The 16915-nt window shown below is 50.9% G+C and carries 16 protein-coding genes, 1 tRNA gene and 3 pseudogenes; 10 read left to right on the top strand and 10 right to left on the bottom strand.

Annotated elements, in window-relative coordinates; translation table 11 throughout:
- The first annotated feature begins 99 nt into the window (after positions 1-99).
- The 4 genes from ACUTQ5_RS01445 (at position 100) to ACUTQ5_RS01430 (ending at position 3818) form a co-directional block, all read left to right on the top strand.
- A complete protein-coding gene (locus tag ACUTQ5_RS01445; RefSeq protein WP_445649780.1) occupies positions 100-1425 on the top strand; it encodes an LLM class flavin-dependent oxidoreductase in 1326 nt (441 codons plus the stop codon).
- 92 nt (positions 1426-1517) lie between these two features.
- The gene (locus tag ACUTQ5_RS01440) at positions 1518-2045 is read left to right on the top strand and encodes a GNAT family N-acetyltransferase (protein ID WP_445649779.1); all 528 of its coding nucleotides are present in this window, start codon (positions 1518-1520) and stop codon (positions 2043-2045) included.
- A gap of 48 nt (positions 2046-2093) precedes the next feature.
- The gene (locus ACUTQ5_RS01435) at positions 2094-2981 is read left to right on the top strand and encodes an amino acid ABC transporter permease (protein WP_445649778.1); all 888 of its coding nucleotides are present in this window, start codon (positions 2094-2096) and stop codon (positions 2979-2981) included.
- A gap of 9 nt (positions 2982-2990) precedes the next feature.
- Positions 2991-3818: an amino acid ABC transporter ATP-binding protein gene (locus ACUTQ5_RS01430; RefSeq protein ID WP_445649777.1), complete on the top strand. Its 828-nt coding sequence runs from the start codon at positions 2991-2993 to the stop codon at positions 3816-3818.
- 30 nt (positions 3819-3848) lie between these two features.
- Here the strand turns inward: ACUTQ5_RS01430 and ACUTQ5_RS01425 are convergent, their stop codons facing one another.
- A complete protein-coding gene (locus ACUTQ5_RS01425; protein ID WP_174353238.1) occupies positions 3849-4358 on the bottom strand; it encodes a VOC family protein in 510 nt (169 codons plus the stop codon).
- A 167-nt stretch (positions 4359-4525) separates the two neighbouring features.
- On the opposite strand from ACUTQ5_RS01425, the gene ACUTQ5_RS01420 reads away from it, so the two are divergent.
- Both ACUTQ5_RS01420 and ACUTQ5_RS01415 read left to right on the top strand, forming a co-directional pair.
- A complete protein-coding gene (locus tag ACUTQ5_RS01420) occupies positions 4526-5005 on the top strand; it encodes a cold-shock protein (protein ID WP_445650239.1) in 480 nt (159 codons plus the stop codon).
- A 269-nt stretch (positions 5006-5274) separates the two neighbouring features.
- Positions 5275-5436 (top strand): YnfU family zinc-binding protein, encoded by a 162-nt coding sequence (locus ACUTQ5_RS01415; RefSeq protein ID WP_174353239.1) that lies wholly within the window; start codon positions 5275-5277, stop codon positions 5434-5436.
- 5 nt (positions 5437-5441) lie between these two features.
- Here ACUTQ5_RS01415 and ACUTQ5_RS01410 read toward each other — a convergent pair whose 3' ends face one another.
- Both ACUTQ5_RS01410 and ACUTQ5_RS01405 read right to left on the bottom strand, forming a co-directional pair.
- On the bottom strand, positions 5442-6890 hold the full coding sequence (locus ACUTQ5_RS01410) for a GGDEF domain-containing protein (protein ID WP_445649776.1): 1449 nt from the start codon (positions 6888-6890) through the stop codon (positions 5442-5444).
- A 596-nt stretch (positions 6891-7486) separates the two neighbouring features.
- Positions 7487-8028 (bottom strand): annotated as a pseudogene (locus ACUTQ5_RS01405) (flavodoxin family protein).
- Positions 8029-8260: 232 nt separating this feature from the next.
- Here ACUTQ5_RS01405 and ACUTQ5_RS01400 point away from each other — a divergent pair.
- A pseudogene (locus tag ACUTQ5_RS01400) lies at positions 8261-8611 on the top strand (aldo/keto reductase); the annotation flags it as partial.
- 313 nt (positions 8612-8924) lie between these two features.
- The gene (locus ACUTQ5_RS01395) at positions 8925-9086 is read left to right on the top strand and encodes a YnfU family zinc-binding protein (protein ID WP_445649775.1); all 162 of its coding nucleotides are present in this window, start codon (positions 8925-8927) and stop codon (positions 9084-9086) included.
- A 97-nt stretch (positions 9087-9183) separates the two neighbouring features.
- Here the strand turns inward: ACUTQ5_RS01395 and ACUTQ5_RS01390 are convergent, their stop codons facing one another.
- From ACUTQ5_RS01390 to ACUTQ5_RS01375, 4 genes are all read right to left on the bottom strand, one after another.
- Positions 9184-11139 (bottom strand): acyltransferase family protein, encoded by a 1956-nt coding sequence (locus ACUTQ5_RS01390; RefSeq protein ID WP_445649774.1) that lies wholly within the window; start codon positions 11137-11139, stop codon positions 9184-9186.
- 717 nt (positions 11140-11856) lie between these two features.
- Positions 11857-11933, bottom strand: a tRNA-Arg gene (locus ACUTQ5_RS01385).
- A 95-nt stretch (positions 11934-12028) separates the two neighbouring features.
- Positions 12029-12316, bottom strand: a complete 288-nt coding sequence (locus ACUTQ5_RS01380) for a hypothetical protein (protein ID WP_445649773.1) — start codon at positions 12314-12316, stop codon at positions 12029-12031.
- Positions 12313-12522, bottom strand: coding sequence for a hypothetical protein (locus ACUTQ5_RS01375; RefSeq protein WP_445649772.1), 210 nt, complete (start codon positions 12520-12522; stop codon positions 12313-12315). The genes ACUTQ5_RS01380 and ACUTQ5_RS01375 overlap by 4 nt, the downstream gene beginning before the upstream one ends.
- A gap of 231 nt (positions 12523-12753) precedes the next feature.
- On the opposite strand from ACUTQ5_RS01375, the gene folD reads away from it, so the two are divergent.
- Together folD and ybcJ are read left to right on the top strand one after the other, a co-directional pair.
- Entirely contained in the window at positions 12754-13620 is an 867-nt protein-coding gene (gene folD / locus ACUTQ5_RS01370; protein WP_012005607.1) for a bifunctional methylenetetrahydrofolate dehydrogenase/methenyltetrahydrofolate cyclohydrolase FolD, read from the top strand.
- Between the two features lie 10 nt (positions 13621-13630).
- Positions 13631-13843, top strand: coding sequence for a ribosome-associated protein YbcJ (gene ybcJ / locus ACUTQ5_RS01365; protein ID WP_012005606.1), 213 nt, complete (start codon positions 13631-13633; stop codon positions 13841-13843).
- A gap of 74 nt (positions 13844-13917) precedes the next feature.
- Here the strand turns inward: ybcJ and ACUTQ5_RS01360 are convergent.
- From ACUTQ5_RS01360 to ACUTQ5_RS01350, 3 genes and pseudogenes are all read right to left on the bottom strand, one after another.
- Positions 13918-14606: pseudogene (locus ACUTQ5_RS01360) on the bottom strand (MgtC/SapB family protein).
- A 37-nt stretch (positions 14607-14643) separates the two neighbouring features.
- Positions 14644-15879 (bottom strand): MFS transporter, encoded by a 1236-nt coding sequence (locus ACUTQ5_RS01355; protein ID WP_445649771.1) that lies wholly within the window; start codon positions 15877-15879, stop codon positions 14644-14646.
- An 11-nt stretch (positions 15880-15890) separates the two neighbouring features.
- On the bottom strand, positions 15891-16712 hold the full coding sequence (locus ACUTQ5_RS01350) for an MBL fold metallo-hydrolase (protein ID WP_445649770.1): 822 nt from the start codon (positions 16710-16712) through the stop codon (positions 15891-15893).
- Between the last annotated feature and the right edge of the window lie 203 nt (positions 16713-16915).

Here is a 16915-nt window from a genome sequence, read left to right as displayed (position 1 = left end):
ATTAGAATATGCTGTTTTGTTGTTTTACATCCTGTTGGTGCTCATCAATAGTGGGGCTCTAAATATAGCGCCACACAGGCACTTAACAGGGTGAAAGCAATGAGCAACAGTGCGAAAGAACAACGACAATTGCGCCTTGGCGCCATTTTGCATGGCGCATCGGGAAATATGTCTGCCTGGCGACATCCAGACGCCACTGCCGATGCCAGTATTAACCTCGATTTCAATATTGCCACGGCAAAAAAAGCCGAACAGGGTAAATTGGATTTCGTGTTTGTGGCCGACGGCTTATATATCAATGAGAAATCAATTCCCCATTTTCTCAATCGTTTTGAACCTTTAACCCTGCTCGCCGCACTGTCCGCCGCCACCGATAAAATCGGGCTGGTGGGCACCTTATCCACCTCCTACAGCGATCCCTTTACCGTTGCGCGCCAGTTCGCCAGCCTGGATCACCTCAGCAAAGGCCGGGCCGGCTGGAACGTGGTGACCTCGCCTCTGGAAGGGTCGGCAAAGAACTTCTCGCGCGCCGAGCATCCTGAACACAGCCTACGCTACCGCATTGCCAGCGAATACCTCGACGTCACCAAAGGATTATGGGACTCGTGGGAAGGTGACGCTTTTGTGCGCAACAAGAACAGCGGTGAATTCTTCAGCGCCGGTAAACTGCATACACTGAATCACCAGGGCGAGTTCTTCTCGGTACAGGGGCCGTTGAATATCGGCCGCACGCCACAAGGACGGCCGATTCTGTTCCAGGCCGGTGCCTCGGAAGACGGTAAGCAACTGGCAGCCAAACACGCCGACGCCATTTTCACCCACCATGAAAGTCAGCAACAGGCACAGGCGTTTTATCAGGACGTTAAAAAACAGCTGGTGGAACAAGGCCGTGAACCGGATGACCTGCGGATCTTTCAGGGCGTCAGCGTGATTGTCGGTGACGACAATGAAGATGTGGAGCGCCAGTATTGGGAAACCGCCCGCCTGGTCAGTATCGAAAATGCCCTCAACTACCTTGGCCGCTATTTCGAGCACTATGATTTCGCCCACCACCCGCTCGATGATCCCTTCCCGGACGTCGGTGATCTGGGACAAAACAGCTTCCGCAGCACCACCGACGCCATCAAGCTCAATGCCCGCGAACGCAATCTGACGCTACGGGAAGTCGCGCTGGAAGCCGCATCGCCTCGCCCGATATTTGGCGGTACGCCGGAAGCGGTGGCGGACGGCCTGCAAAGCTGGTTCGACACCCAAGCAGCCGACGGTTTCATCATCAGCGGCGGCACGCCAAATTCATTCGGCCACTTTGTCGATCGCGTGGTGCCGATCCTGCAGCAGCGCGGCCTGTTCCGCAGCGATTACAACGGTGACACGCTGCGTGACCATCTGGGCCTTAAGTTGCCTGCCAATCAATTCACTCAATAACAATAATAATTTCTCAGGGATATCCGCTATGCAAACAACCTTTAGCGTCCTGCCCACCCAACGTAACGATCCGGGCGATTAGGAGCATACAGATGGCAAACGACGTTTTTATCCAAACGCTGCCCTGCGATCCGCTGGTCCAGCCGGTGATCGCCGGGCTATTCGGTGAATATCGCCAACGCTACGGCGACTATTTTGGTGATCAGGAACAGGAAGCACTGGATTTGTACGCCCCGCCGCAAGGCGCCTTTATCGTGCTGTTACGCGCTGGAGAGCCGATCGCCATGGGGGCCTTCAAACGCTACGATCCGCAAACTGCCGAGCTGAAACGCATCTGGACAAGAACAGATCTGCGCCGCCAGGGCCTGGCACAACGGGTATTGCAGCAACTGGAAACGCTGGCGCAGCAACAGGGTTACCGCCAGCTCTACCTGACCACCGGCTTTCGCCAGCCGGAGGCGGTGGGCTTGTATTTGAGCAACGGCTACCAGCCGCAGTTCGATACCAGCGTCGATACTGAAGTCTACAGCCGCCCCCCTTACGATGGCCGGCTGCCGTTTCGCAAAAGCCTGATAACAGCAGACGCGCTCTGTTGCGCGCCGGAAAGGAAGATTGCCTAGGGGATGTTTCCCCTTCCCCACCCTTTTATCTGTTTCAGGAGAGTTGTGATGTCCAAACAAGAAGTCTTAAAAGTGGTTCCCGCACGTTACCCGCTGCGGCTGGCAGGTGCGTTGTTCTCGGTGTTTATTCTGGCGGCGATCCTCCAGTCTGTGGCGACCAACGAACGCTGGGAATGGGGGGTATTCGCCGAATGGTTCTTTGCCCCGGCGGTATTATCAGGGCTGGGGCAAACCCTGCTGCTGACGCTACTCGGCACGCTGTTCAGTATCATCTTCGGGACGCTGCTGGCCCTGGCACGGTTATCGCGCTCCTACCTGTTGGCTTTGCTGGCATGGGGTTACATCTGGCTGTTCCGCTCGCTGCCGCTGATCCTGGTGCTGATCGTTCTGTATAACTTCTCTTATCTGTACGACTCCATCTCACTGGGCATCCCCTTTACCTCACTGGTGTTCGCCAGCTATCCGACCATCGATATCCTCAGCCAGTTCTCGGTTGCGGTGCTGGGGCTGACGCTGGTGCAGTCGGCCTATACCGCAGAAATCATCCGCGGCGGCATTATCGGTGTCGAGTATGGCCAGCATGAAGCGGCGGCGGCACTGGGGCTGCCGGGCTATCGCCGCACTTTCCGCATTATTTTGCCCCAGGCGCTGCGCTCAATCATTCCGACCGGCTTCAATGAAATTATCAGCCTGGCGAAGGGCACTTCAATTGTCTACGTGCTGGCGCTGTCGGAGCTGTTTTATACCATTCAGGTGATCTATAACCGCACCCAGCAGGTGATACCACTGCTAATGGTCGCCACTGTCTGGTACCTGTTCATCACCACCGCGCTGTCGATCATTCAGTATTACATCGAGCGCTATTTCGCCCGTGGCGCAGTGCGCGAACTGCCGCCAACGCCCTGGCAGAAACTGGTCGGTTGGTTAAAACGTTAGGAGGAACCCATGTCCGAAGCCATTGATTACTATGCCCTGCGCGGAGCGGCGGTTCACCGCATCGTTCCGGTACCGGCGCGCGGCCTGATTGAAATCAGCAACGTGAGCAAATTTTTCGGTAAGCACAAGGCGCTGAACGACGTCAGCCTGACACTGCAACCGGGCACCGTCACGGTGATCCTCGGCCCTTCAGGTTCCGGCAAATCTACCCTGTTGCGGGCCATCAACCACCTGGAGCGTGTCGATGAAGGCTTTATCCGCATCGACGGCGACTATGTCGGCTACCGGCGCAAAGGTGACAAGCTGTATGAGCTAAAAGAGAACGCTATCCTCAAGCAGCGCATCAACGTCGGTTACGTGTTCCAGAACTTCAACCTGTTCCCTCACCTGACGGTACTGGATAACATCATTGAAGCCCCGATAGTGCATAAAATTTACTCGCGGCCCGAGGCCAAAGAGGTGGCTTATCAGCTGCTGGATACCGTCGGCCTGCGCCACAAGGCTGATGCCTACCCTCGCCATCTGTCCGGCGGGCAACAGCAGCGCATCGCCATTGCCCGCGCTTTGGCACTGAACCCGAAGGTGATTTTGTTTGATGAACCGACCTCGGCGCTCGATCCAGAACTGGTCGGTGAAGTCTTGGACGTCATCAAGGGCTTGGCAGATCTTGGCGTAACGCTGGTGGTGGTCACTCATGAAATTGGCTTTGCCCGCGAGGCGGCAAATCAGATTGTGTTCATGGTCGATGGGCAAATCGTCGAACAGGGAGATGCCCGTCGGGTACTAAACCATCCGCAACACCCCCGCACCATCAACTTCCTCAATAAAGTGCTGTGATCAGCGGGGCGTCAACTACGCCCCGCTCTGTTAGAGCAACGCGAAACGGCGTTTTTCAGCGGTAAAATCCAGCGGTTTGATGCCGCGCTGATTACGATCCTGCTCGGTCAGTAGCGCCGGAGGAATAAACCAGGTCACTTCAAACAGTAACCCATCCGGATCGTGCCCATAGATACTTTTGTGCACGCCATGATCTTCCTCCAGCCCAAGAATGCCGCGCTGCGCCAACTGGTCGCGGATGCGCTCAAGTTCGTCCAGGCTGTCGACCTCCCAGGCCAAGTGGTACAACCCGGCCGGCGGCTCGTTTTCCGCCGGTGGCTCACCGTTGGCGCGAAATACCCCGGCCCGCTGCTGCCCCAGGTTCTTGCTGAACAGCGCCAGATCGTGATCGTTATCCGAATCGGCCGCCTGGGTAAACACCGCTTTATCCGGGCTGCCTGAGGGTTTAAGCTTAAACCCCAGCACCTGATGATAAAAATCCGCGCTTTGCTGCACATCGCTGACATACAGCACCGCATGGTTAAGCCGTTTAATACCCATCGATTTTCCCTTTCAGAAATGAATTAAAGTCAGAAAGAAAATAGCATGTGGCCACAAACCCACTAAATGCCGTAATCGCATTATCAAATGCCGGGCACGCAACCTGTCACTGCAAGGCATTCCGCGCTATCATATGCACTGTATTGAGCGACTTTATGAGAATGATGATGAACGGCAAGATAACGACTTTTTTTGAAGACAAAGGCTTCGGCTTTATTACCGATGAGAACGGGGAAAATCGTTATTTTCACGTGATTAAAGTGCAGAACCCGGAGCTGATTAAGAAAAACGCGGCGGTGACCTTCGAACCGACCAACAACACCAAAGGCCCATCGGCGTTTGCGGTCAAGGTACTGGCGTCGAGCAAGTACATCATCATCGCCAACGAAAGAATCAAGATCACCAGCATCAAAGCCTTCAACACCTTCACCAAAGAAGTGCCGGTGAAAGCGGACGTGGATAAAGAAAATACCGTGCTGTCGGTCGGCCTGTTGATGAACCGCATTCGCCCGCAGTCCGAAGAAGCGCCGCAAACCATGCAAACGCTGCGCATGCTGACCATCACCACCTTCCAGAACGACACCCATACCTTCTCTGAACATGAGATCGACATGGATGAAACCCTGAAAGTGTTGAAAAGCCTGTAATCACAACCACCGCCAGCCGCATATACCCTATGAATTTCGAGTTGGCCGCTCTGGCGCGTCCATGCGCTCGCGGCATTTGTACATCCCTGTACAGCACAGCCAGACGACCAGCTAGCTCATCCCCTGGCGCTTACTAAAGTCAAGTAACTGGGGGGAGATAGTGCAGGTAACAACACTGCAGCTTGAAAGGCGACGGGTATAAAACATTCTAAGCAATTTGATACCACCTGTGTTAGCGTGGGCTTTCACCTGACACAGGCCATTTTATTATGTCTGATACCAGCAGTGTTAAAGGCTTTATCAACCGCTCTACCAAAATCGCCTGCCCGAAATGCGCCTACGTCACCACCCAAAAATGCTCGACTCTGCGGCAAAATGTCATGCTTATCTGCCCAAATTGCGGTACCGAGTTTGAACCCAAGCAGAACTGAAGCTCTTATTTAAACATGATGTGGCCAACGCTGTTGCCACTCACCGCGTTAAACGACTCCACCCGGTTACGCCCCTGCGACTTGGCGCGATAAAGCGCGATATCTGCCATATTCATTAGCTGTTCCAAGGATTTAACTTCGTTCATCCCCAGACTGGCGACGCCAACGCTGATGGTGATATTCAACGGCACTTTGCCCGTGGGGAGCAAATCGGCTTTTTGTACCAATTGCCGCAAATGTTCTGCCAGTGCCACCCCCTGCGCTGCCAATGCTCGCGGCAGCATAATGGCAAACTCTTCCCCCCCCAAACGGCCAAATAGCTGATCGTGACGCAACTCACGCCGCACGATATGGGCGAATGAAGCCAGTATCTGATCGCCCGCCAGATGCCCATGGGTATCATTAATCTGTTTAAAATGGTCAATATCGATCAGCAGCAGCGACACCGCCTCCTTCGATATATGTTTGTGCTCCAGCAGTTCGCCAGCCTTGCGAGTCAGTGCATTGCGCGCCAGTACGCCAGTCAGAAAATCGTGATTAGCGCTGTGCTCCAGTCGCCGCATCAGCTTGCGGTTAACGGCAATTGAGCTGGCAAGGATCAGCGGCCCCATCACCAGCATGGCGATCCCCAAACGGGCTGACATCAGCGTGTCGAGGAAGGCAACGTGGTTGTTCGGCGTTTCATACAACATCAGGTTGGCGGAGATACTGCTGATCTCGGTCATCCCCGTCAGCAACGTCAACAACGTCACCGTGAACAGTTGGTAGCGCACCGCACACCACAGCAGCGCAGGAATGGGGAATGCAATCGCTCCCGGACCGCCGATATACACACTGAACACCAGTGAAAACAGCAGCGCCAGCAGCGGCATACTGGCGCGCAGCTGCCAGTTGATTTGCATACGCAACAGTTGTTTGAGACGCGGTGCCGCCAGCAGCACCGGCAACAACAGCAGGTTGGTCGAGAACTGCTCGCTGAACCAGGCTAACCAGGCGATAACGACCGAGTTGTTGTACAGGCTGTCATTACGCAGTATCGATAAGGTCGACGCCACCGCCGCGCTACTCAGGCTGGCGGTAAACATATAAAGGATTGTCTGGGGCTTGCCCATCCGGCGCTGCGACTTTGGCAGCAGCGATATCACGCCATAACCGGTGGCAATCAGCGACATATTGCAGGCGTTCAGCCACATCGCCAGCGACAGGCTCTCGCCGTTGGCCAAATCGGCGCCGGTCATGCCAATACAGATGACCAGCCAACCGGCTGGCCTGGCATAGGCGGGTTTACGTAATAACAGGCCGAGTAAAATCGCATTTACCGGCCAAAACAGCGAAAGCGATCCTATTGGGCGGGTAAAAATACCCAGCATGGAAAGCAAAAAGGCCAGCAGAAAAAGTGTAATCAGCTGGATAGCCGCAGGCAAGCCATGTTTGTCGCTTATTCTGGCGTTCATCGCCTTACCCATACATTTATAATAACCAGAGCAATTCTATGCATATTCCCTCGCCCGGCATAATGCAAATGACATAAAAACCAGAGGCAGACTTAAAAAATACAGGCAGATCAGTCACAAAGATACATTCATTTTTATTTAACGGAATGTTCTTAACTCAAGCCGTCAACGGCAGAGTACATGAAAAAATAATGTTCAAGGATATCTAACAGCATAACGTAAAGCATCGCCAATCAGCACAACGCAAAAACCATAAAAATAAAAAGGGTATTTTACTTGCTGCACGAACCATTCTGTTGATTATTATTTTTCAGCCAGTGACTCCTGACAACAATTAAAACCAGGAATGTAAAAAAAAGCCCGCACAGTGTGGGCTCGCTTGAAAAGCAGCTAATTGACAGTTACGACACAGCCATTGCATGACCGTGTTGCTGCTCATTGTATCGCCGGAAGCTTAAGCCCACCTTAGCAACAAAAAACCCGGTCTAGGAACCGGGAATGTTTGTACAAAATGCAGTGTTAGCCCAAGCAGGCTAATAACATTCGCCATTTTACGCTGCAATTGTGTAGAAAAAATGAGCGCAGGGGAATGGCTATTAAGCCAGTTTGGCGGCAAAGCCCGCCACGCGCTGCCCGTAAAGGCTGGCCGTTTCCAAATCGCCAGACAACATTTCATCCACACCGGCGTCAGCAGGCGTTTGCACCAGCAGCCCTACCGAGCCTCCCAGGTTGTTGATATCGGTACGCTGCGCCGAATTGGGATTCGCGGGCATCAGCCCCAGGCTGCCCCACAGGCCACCATGCTGCGAGGCCAGAGTTTGCAGAGCGATCAGCGTAACCTGCTTATCACCGTTCAGGCTGGCGCTCCACCGAAAACCTTGTCCTGCCACTTACGGCCGAACCAGACTTTTGAACTGGCATCGGCAAACTTTTTAAACTGCCAGGACGGGCCCCCCATACAGGTCGGCGAACCAAAAATAATGGCATCCGCCTCATCGAGTTTCTGCCAGGCTTCATCGCTGATATTGCCTTCCTGATCGATAGCGATCAGTTCCGCTTGCACGCCCTCGGCAACAACCTTTGCCAAACGCTCGGTGTGGCCGTAGCCGGAATGAAAAATAACCACTGTCTTCGCCATTAGGAACGCCCAGATCGTGGCAGTAGAGTGCCGACGGCACCCGAGGATATTCTTATCCAATCTAATCAACTGACCTTGGGGTGAATACCAAATTTATCTGACAGAGTTATTCAAAAAAAACGGGCAGCACTCATGCGCCAATGGCCTGTGGGCCCTGCTGTCGGGCGAAGTCAATAATCGCACGCAGCGGCCGCGGTATTTGCCGGTTGGCGGGGTGCCATAACGCGCCAAAGAGAACGGTACTCGACGAGCCATGGTTCGCAACAAAGGTATGCTGACCGAGCACAATATTACCATTGCCGAAACGGTATTGACGCTGGCTAGCGAGGCGGGTTTTAGCCCTTCTCAGATAGCCCCGGCCTGGACGCAGCACAACCCGGCAGTGATGGCCCCGATCATCGGTGCACGCACGCTGGCACAACTGGAAGATAACCTGGGAGCGCTGGAGGTCAGGCTGACAGAAGAGCAGTGGCAGCGTCTGGACACGACAAGCGCCATTGAACTGGGCTTCCCTCATGATTTTCTGGCGCTACAGGTTACGCGCGATATCATGTTTGGCGGTTTGACGATTGAGCGCAGATAAAAAAATCCCGCTCAAGGCGGGATAAACTTAACAGGGATGGGGTAATACACTACAGGGAATGGATAACACACAACATCATCGGGTAGGACTACATTACCAATCCCAATGTATAGAACTGTCATCCCTGAGTAAGTTTGCTCCGGCAGATGTAACGCTGGATGCAAATGTGACATTTTTACTCTGTACTTCCTTACTCCAGTCCGGCGTAATCCCCGCGTCGCACTCACAAAAATGATTAATAAACAATCAATAAAGGGCTATTGCCGGTGCCAGATGGTAGAATGAGGTTCCCTACATCTACCCGGTGAAAGATATGTCTATCTTTGATGCCCTTAAGATGTTCAGCAGCACAACGATAAAAGTGACGTGTCCAGAATGCGCACACGTATTTGAACAAAATAGCCGCAAGGTGCGTAAAAACATCACCCTGATTTGCCCCAAATGCGGCCACTATTTCCTTCCTGACGAAAAGTAGTGCCTGCAACACCTCGCCGCCGTTAATGCGAAAGTACGTTAGCGCTGATTTTGAAAAAAAACCTCAGCGCCAACGCAAAATCCACTCCGAATTAACGTTAAAACATCTTCTGGAACATCGGAACTAATAATTTATTACCGTACTCACTGACATGATTATCATCATAATAGATAGGACGACCATCATGAGTGCTTTCGCACTTGCCATTTTTACAAAGTAGCGGCAACGGATTCAGGATCTTCACGCCGCATTTTGCTGCTGCTTCATCCTGAGCTTCCCACACAAATGAGTGGCGCTTCATATAATCACTTTCAGAAAGGTAAATATGTGGAGCTTCTTTGCCAAGCATCATTGCTCTGGAGATAGTTTTTGACACATTAGATGTCATTTCAGGCATAGGCCTGACCATAAAGACAGGGTGTTCAGCCGCCAGTTCACAGGCAGTATCTATCATGGATGCCTTAAATTCAGCCAAAAACTCAGGCGTTGGCGTCTGATATACGGTGGAAAAATAAACTATCGGGGTATTCATTCTTTCTGCAATAATCTGGCGCCCAAATGCATAGACTGAAGTCCTGTTAACGATGACGATTGGGATCGATTTATCAAGACCAGCTAATTTTTTCCGCTGCCACTGATTGAACCCATAGCAGTCTTGATTATCTGTTGCTTCACCAGGAACAGTTTTTGCACCATAGATTGTTGGGCAACCAGCATAAGTAAGATTTAAGACCCCATCATTTTTGCTCGGTAATGCAGCTTCCACCGCAGTAGTCATGGCATTAGCATGGCTGTCGCCAACGAGTATTGCCTTAATCTTGCTGCCGCCAAAAACGCACCCAGGAGAGGTTGTACCCGATATTGCAAAACAGCCCACCCGGCTTGGATTGGAATTAAGACTCTCGTTAGCGATAAGATCAATCTTTGCCGGAACTCTATCAGGATAATTAAATTTAAACATCGCTACGGATGCAACACCAATAATCATCATGCAGGCAGCGATACTGAACACATTACCCCATGCAGTTTGTCTGGATAATCCTTGACGCGTAGGATTTTCAATCAACCTCAACGACAACTCACCCAAAATGACGCTTAAAATGAGCCCGCCAATCATCCATGTCCATAATCCGGCAGTATTGTTGTACGCCAGAAATACCACAATCGGCCAATGCCAAAGGTAGATAGAGTAAGATGAAACCCCAATACGCTCCGCAACGTAGTTTGACGTAAAGATAGACCCTTGCCTGCCAGCAGCAAGCACCAACATTGCCCCACCAACCGGAACCAATGCATAAACACCCGGCCAGGCAAGCTTGGGTGTGAAAAAGACAATCGCAAAAGTAATCATGATGAAACCCACTAGTTCCATCAGATTTTCTTGGTTCTTAGAAAATTTCGCGTTACGGGTTAGCCACCATACAGCACCGCCTCCCAGCATCTCCCAAGCCCGCGTTGGCAATAAGAAAAACGCGGCAGAAGGCAATTTGATCGATAAATAACAGGCAAGGGAAAACGAGAGAATAAACCCAGCGAAGATCGTGAATTTTATCCCGCCAGCTTTCCAAAACCTCCACATAATCAGCAAGATAATGGGAAGAATAATATAAAACTGCCATTCAACAGATAGGGACCAGGTATGAAGCAACCACTTTTCATGAGATGCAGCATCGAAATAACCCGACTCTTTCCAGAACTTTACGTTTGAAATAAATAGAATCGCGACTAAAACATGCTTTGAAAGCGTGCTGTAATCTACCGTAGTGAGGAAGAACCAGCCAAGGACAAGCAGAGTCAAACACAAAGCCAGCAGTGCTGGGATAATTCTACGGGCGCGGGCCAGATAGAACCGCCAAATTGAGAATTTACCGGTTTCCAACCCAGTGACGATAATCTGCGTCATCAGAAAACCAGAAATAACAAAGAAAACATCCACCCCGACAAAACCGCCAGCAAAACCAGGTATGCCAAAGTGGAAGAGAACAACAGCGATTACAGCCCAGGCACGAAGCCCGTTGATGTCATGCCGAAAAGTCCTTGCAGTAGAAGACATATATAATACTCATCTATCAAAATTATGAGGATAGCTAACAGCTTGTAATGTTTCTTGACGGTGCATTTTGCATCATGTGCAGAATTTTACCTATAGGAGGAATGACTAATCAGATTTTTACGGCGGATTCTTAAAGAAGTGATATCGTTCAGTAACTGACTGCCCTTAGCTACAGCGCTCAGTACTTTACACCACGCCACACTTGACTACCATTGCTTCTGCAGTCCACATCAGTACTCGTTACAGTACAGGCAGGTGTAGTGGCATAGTTAGCTTCGAAACCGCAGCACGGAACGGCGACCCCTTCGAGAAATTTATCAGCGTGGAGGGTATTCCCAACGTATCCCGCCAGAAGTGCAGCGACTACCTGAAAACTCAGACGATCCGCTCATGGATGCGCGAAGTTGGTCTGGTTCGGCGCGGCTGGTCGGCAAAGACAGCGATCGGCATGCGTGCTGATGAACCGCAACGCGCTGACTCTAACAAGGCTGCAGCCAAGCGTTACAACCTGGTCTATCCGCTTTGCCGCTGTTTAGTGGCATAAAGGGGCCCCTAATTTCCATTGAACGAGATGAGCCCCCTCAAAGGCCCCCAGAGACCACTTGATTTGGGTATAACTGAGTTGACCTCGATAGAGCTCGTGACAGAAAAATTCAGTAATTTCAGGGAGTATAAAGGATAAAAAGCGAATTCAGTAGAGGTGTGTTGACTTGAAAATGGTACGCCCTACAGGGCTCGAACCTGTGACCTACGGCTTAGAAGGCCGTTGCTCTATCCAACTGAGCTAAGGGCGCATTGGGATGCGGCAACCAAAGTTGCGGAGTGCGATTATACGGTCAGAGGTTACTGAGTCAATGCCTTTTCATGACGTTACGGCGGCAAGCGTGCTTTATGGTGTTTTTTCAACCATTACCGCCGCCGCTCGTTGAGTCGGATCGGAAACGGGTTGTTCAGGAATACGCTCCGACTGTTGCTCTGTGGAGCGCTGCTGGCAAATGCGTGCCGAGTGCACCATTGCATTAATATTGCCCCAATCGACATGTTCGGTCGCCAGCAGGTTGCAAGCGACCGACAGCGATTGACTTAGCGTGGCGTTGACCGGCGCGGCATTTAACGAAGCCTGCCCCGTGGGTACCCATGCCAATAGCAGAATCCCAATGCCTTTGATGTGGCTCATACGTAGAACCGCCGACACAGCGCCCCCAAACGTGCCCGCCAGGCGGGGCGTGCTTTGTGGGCGCTAAGCTGGTGCAATGCGACCAGCTGCGCTACGTCCGCCGGGTGCAGCGACGAATCAAACACCGTTTCACCCACATGTTTAGGCGGATAAGTCGGGTTATCAATTGGGTGATGCCGTGGGTGTAGCCGAGTGATGATCATCATGATGGTTGCTCCGTTAGCCCCTGTGACCGGTGCTAATACCGCAGTGTGAAAAGTCACAGCTTAAGTAGCACGAAGTAAAAAAGGCGTAGAGGATCATTCTGTTGGCATAAAAAAAGCGTAAATCATGCCTGGCAAACGCCGTCGAACACGATTCAGCGCCTGACAGCGCGCTCCGCTTCTGACAAAATAGCGCCATCCCCGGCTTTTCTTAATTGATGGATTTCCTCACTGATGTCAGCAAAGATTATTGATGGTAAAACGATTGCGCAGCAGGTTAGAAACGAAGTGGCTGAGCAAGTTAAACAACGTCTGGCCGCCGGCAAACGTGCGCCGGGCCTGGCAGTCGTGCTGGTTGGCGAGAACCCGGCCTCACAGATTTACGTCGCCAGCAAGCGCCGCGCCTGTGATGAGGTGGGCTTCCTCTCCCGCTCCTACGATTTGCCTGCCACCACCAGTGAGGCAGAATTGCTGGCGCTAATTGATCGGCTGAATGCCGACGGCGAAATCGACGGCATCCTGGTGCAGTTGCCGCTGCCTGCCGGCATCGATAACGTCAAAGTGCTGGAGCGTATTCATCCGGATAAAGATGTCGACGGTTTCCACCCTTACAACGTCGGCCGTCTGTGCCAGCGCTCACCTAAACTGCGCCCATGTACCCCGCGCGGCATCGTCACTCTGCTCGAGCGTTACAACATCGATACCTATGGCCTGAATGCCGTCGTGGTTGGCGCATCCAACATCGTTGGCCGCCCGATGAGCATGGAGCTACTGCTGGCCGGTTGCACCACCACAGTGACTCACCGTTTCACCAAGAACCTGCGTCATCACGTTGAAAACGCCGATCTGCTGATAGTCGCGGTCGGTAAACCGGGCTTTATTCCGGGTGATTGGATCAAACCGGGCGCGATCGTGGTGGATGTCGGCATCAACCGTCTGGAAAGTGGTAAAGTAGTCGGCGATGTAGAATTCGATGCCGCCAGCGAACGTGCGGCCTACATTACTCCGGTTCCGGGTGGCGTTGGCCCAATGACCGTTGCTACACTGATCCAAAATACCTTGCAGGCCTGCGAGGTTTATCACGACGTTCAACCTAAATAAGTAAGGCAGTATGGAAACTTTTAATCTGGATAATCACCCGCACGTCGAACTGTGCGACCTGCTCAAGTTCCAGGGCTGGTGTGAAAGTGGCGGTGCCGCCAAAGAAGTCATCGCCGATGGGCAGGTGAAAGTAAACGGCAAGGTAGAAACGCGCAAGCGCTGCAAAATCGTCGCCGATCAGGTGGTGGAGTTTAACGGTGGCAAGGTTGTAGTTAAGCCGTAAGCCGTGCTCCGTAGAAAAGCCATTAAAAAAATGCCGGGATAGCCCTTCTGCCCGGCATTTTTAATATTCCCCCTTCACGGCTCAATGACGCTTAGCATGTTATACAATTCATGCAGTGCCGCACGTCTTCTGATCGTCAGCTTGAGGTTCACTTCTATTTTATTTTTTTAATGTCGCGTATCGTCATCGCATCAATGAAATTTTTCTGCTGATTAAGCTCGACCATCAACGATGGCAGACCTTCTTTTTCATCGAGTATCAAACGTACTTTCACTTTCCCTAAGTGTTGGTGTTGCGATTGCAGTAAAAAAATATAAGGGCTAAGTTTTATTGCCAGTAAAAACAACCCTGTAGCCAATAATGCGTGCAGATGGAAACTCGCTCCGCAGGCGATGCCAACCCCTGCTGATGCCCAGATGATTGCTGCAGTCGTCAGGCCCGAAATCGCATCGTCATGACGATGTAAAATCACACCGGCGCCTAAAAAACCGCCCCCACTGATAATTTGTGCCGCCAGCCGCATAGGATCACTGCGGATATTGATGGAAATCTCAGCGTAATACTCGGCAGACTGAATTGACACTACCGTTAATACACAACTGGCAACGGCAATAATGACGCAGGTTTTAAACCCGACGGGCTTGCCCTTGGATTCCCGTTCCAAACCAATTACGCCCCCCAAAACAAACGCCGATAATATCTTGGCTACCGTCGCCAGATGAAATGGCCCCAATCCGCCAAGTTCCGATAACAAGCTGTCCATGAGTGCCCCATTTCCTACAGCTAACCATTTAACTGGGTTATTGTTTGACGGGTTTCAAAGTGACCGGGGTTTTCTCTTTGGGCAGATAGTCCTTGAAGAAAATAAAGAAGAAGACCGAAACAATGGCCGCAATTATCGCCGAGAATATCCAGAAACTTTCCCATTGCGGCAGTGACTGTGGTCCTTTCTCCGTCACCGTACTATTAAAGATTTGCCCACAAATCGTTGAAGCGAAAAGTAAGCCAAAACCATTTGAGACGATAAAACGCAGACTCTGCGCCTGAGCTTTAATTTCTGGTCGTGCCTTACGGTCAACATAGATATCACCAACAGTGAAGAAAAAGTCCCAACAGAAACCTTGCAACATCAGACCTATCAGGACAAACATCATGTTGACCTCAATCGCTGCATGGGAGAAGAACATGGAACGGATGATCCAACAAACCGCCCCCATCATCAGAGTGACTTTGAAACCCGCTTTCAGTAAGAAAAATGAAAGCAAAAACATAAAGATAACTTCGCAAGCGATCCCCACTTGCATCATTGATGCCGCATTATCAAAACCGAGTGCCTTCAAAAATACCGGGATATAGGCTGAGTAGGCAGTTTTTGGGATCATCAATACAAAGATGCTCAGCATCAAAATTGTGAAGTTGCGATCTTTAAATAGCGCCAGTGCATCCAGACACAGCAAATCGCGCAGACCAAACGCGCTGCCTTTGGCCTTCGGCGGTGTATCTGGCAAAGTAAAACAGTACAATCCCAAGGCAACTCCAGTAGTCGAAGCGATATACCAGGTCATGGTATCGCCGGAATAGCCCATCTGACCAATGATGAAACCAATCGCCATAAAGCCGAAAGTGCCAAATACGCGAATCACTGGAAAATACTTCACACCGTTGATGTGATTGAAACTGATACTGTTTGCCAATGCTGTTGTTGGGTAGAACAACAGCCCAACCAGGAAGATCATCACCAACGTCATGGTGGTATCATGTGCTTCGATAAACTGTGGCACACAGAGGATCACCCCAGCGTTAATCAGATGCAGAATGCCCATCACTTTCTGCGAAGCAAAAAAGCGGTCCGCCACCATACCGATAAATAACGGCGAAATTATCGTTGCCAGCCCCAGCAATGCATAAGAGGAACCGATAATGGTCGCCATACCATAGGTGCTCAAGACCAGACCCATAGTCATATTCCAAGCGCCCTGCATGAAATACTGCACAAACATCATGATCAGCAAGCGAGGTGTCTTGTTAAGATCCATGAGTGCCTCCGCTAATTGAGGTTGACGATCAGACCGTCATAGGCGACGGTAATATGATTATCCCGGCAGGCCGCAACTAATTCTTCATGCAGCAATTTACCGCTGTGGGAGATGTGCGATACCACGACCTGACTATTGGCACGCAGGCATTGCATGGTCTTCAACTTTTCCTGTGCAGCAAATACCGTTTCCAGGCTCATATGGTTATCCGTACGATCATCACCGTTAAAACCATAGGTGCATTCAAGCACCACCAAATCCAAGGTTCTTCCCTGTAGCCATTGCCAGGTAAGTTCAGGGAACCAACCAGAATCATGACCATAGAAAATCGTTTTTCCGGCCTTTTCGATCACATATACGTAGCACAATTCCCATTTAGCATGGTTGGCCAACAACGGAGTGATCTTATAGCCATGACTTTCTACGGTAACGAAGGGCACCAGGCAGTGGAAAGCAAAGCGCTCTTTACTGTAACCGGGCAGAACAGCAGCGCAGCCATTGATTGCCAGGTCATTACCAAATATCGCCAACGGATTATCAATATTGAAACCATAGCCCTCCATCCTGCTGAACAGTTCACCCACGTTAAAATGGTCTGGGTGCGTATGGGTAAAAAGCAGATCGGTAAGCCCGCTAGCATCCAGCCCATCACGCAATAGTTGCTGACTAAACTCCGGGGCCATATCAATTAACATCACATCGTCAATAATCACAGATGAGTGGGTACGTAGATCTTTCCCTTTCAGAAAGCGAGCTTGCTGACAATGTTCACAACGACAAAACGGATTTGGGATCCCTTCAGAGGCTGCTGATCCCAGGAAATTTATTTTCATTTTTTATCCTTTTTATTCAAATCATTAATGCCAAACCCAATGACGTTTTTTCATCCAATAAAAATTGGAACGTGTCAACAATACTATTTGAGATAAAAAGTGAACAACGTACAAAACCCACATTAGTGACAATCTTCAAAATATTTATTTTTTATTCATTTAAATCAAATAATTAACTAAAAAAAACCAAAAAAATATGATTA

It is taken from the genome of Serratia sp. NA_112.1 (genome assembly GCF_052691715.1).
Note: the sequence above shows the minus strand (reverse complement) of the source record. Positions and strands in the feature narration are given on the sequence as shown.

Excerpts from the sequence above, each read along its gene's own strand:
- ACUTQ5_RS01445 (WP_445649780.1), top strand. The coding sequence starts at position 100 with ATGAGCAACAGTGCGAAAGAACAACGACAATTGCGCCTTGGCGCCATT.
- ACUTQ5_RS01440 (WP_445649779.1), top strand. The coding sequence starts at position 1,518 with ATGGCAAACGACGTTTTTATCCAAACGCTGCCCTGCGATCCGCTGGTC.
- ACUTQ5_RS01435 (WP_445649778.1), top strand. The coding sequence starts at position 2,094 with ATGTCCAAACAAGAAGTCTTAAAAGTGGTTCCCGCACGTTACCCGCTG.
- ACUTQ5_RS01430 (WP_445649777.1), top strand. The coding sequence starts at position 2,991 with ATGTCCGAAGCCATTGATTACTATGCCCTGCGCGGAGCGGCGGTTCAC.
- ACUTQ5_RS01425 (WP_174353238.1), bottom strand. The coding sequence starts at position 4,358 with ATGGGTATTAAACGGCTTAACCATGCGGTGCTGTATGTCAGCGATGTG.
- ACUTQ5_RS01420 (WP_445650239.1), top strand. The coding sequence starts at position 4,526 with ATGAACGGCAAGATAACGACTTTTTTTGAAGACAAAGGCTTCGGCTTT.
- ACUTQ5_RS01415 (WP_174353239.1), top strand. The coding sequence starts at position 5,275 with ATGTCTGATACCAGCAGTGTTAAAGGCTTTATCAACCGCTCTACCAAA.
- ACUTQ5_RS01410 (WP_445649776.1), bottom strand. The coding sequence starts at position 6,890 with ATGAACGCCAGAATAAGCGACAAACATGGCTTGCCTGCGGCTATCCAG.
- ACUTQ5_RS01395 (WP_445649775.1), top strand. The coding sequence starts at position 8,925 with ATGTCTATCTTTGATGCCCTTAAGATGTTCAGCAGCACAACGATAAAA.
- ACUTQ5_RS01390 (WP_445649774.1), bottom strand. The coding sequence starts at position 11,139 with ATGTCTTCTACTGCAAGGACTTTTCGGCATGACATCAACGGGCTTCGT.
- ACUTQ5_RS01380 (WP_445649773.1), bottom strand. The coding sequence starts at position 12,316 with ATGAGCCACATCAAAGGCATTGGGATTCTGCTATTGGCATGGGTACCC.
- ACUTQ5_RS01375 (WP_445649772.1), bottom strand. The coding sequence starts at position 12,522 with ATGATGATCATCACTCGGCTACACCCACGGCATCACCCAATTGATAAC.
- folD (WP_012005607.1), top strand. The coding sequence starts at position 12,754 with ATGTCAGCAAAGATTATTGATGGTAAAACGATTGCGCAGCAGGTTAGA.
- ybcJ (WP_012005606.1), top strand. The coding sequence starts at position 13,631 with ATGGAAACTTTTAATCTGGATAATCACCCGCACGTCGAACTGTGCGAC.
- ACUTQ5_RS01355 (WP_445649771.1), bottom strand. The coding sequence starts at position 15,879 with ATGGATCTTAACAAGACACCTCGCTTGCTGATCATGATGTTTGTGCAG.
- ACUTQ5_RS01350 (WP_445649770.1), bottom strand. The coding sequence starts at position 16,712 with ATGAAAATAAATTTCCTGGGATCAGCAGCCTCTGAAGGGATCCCAAAT.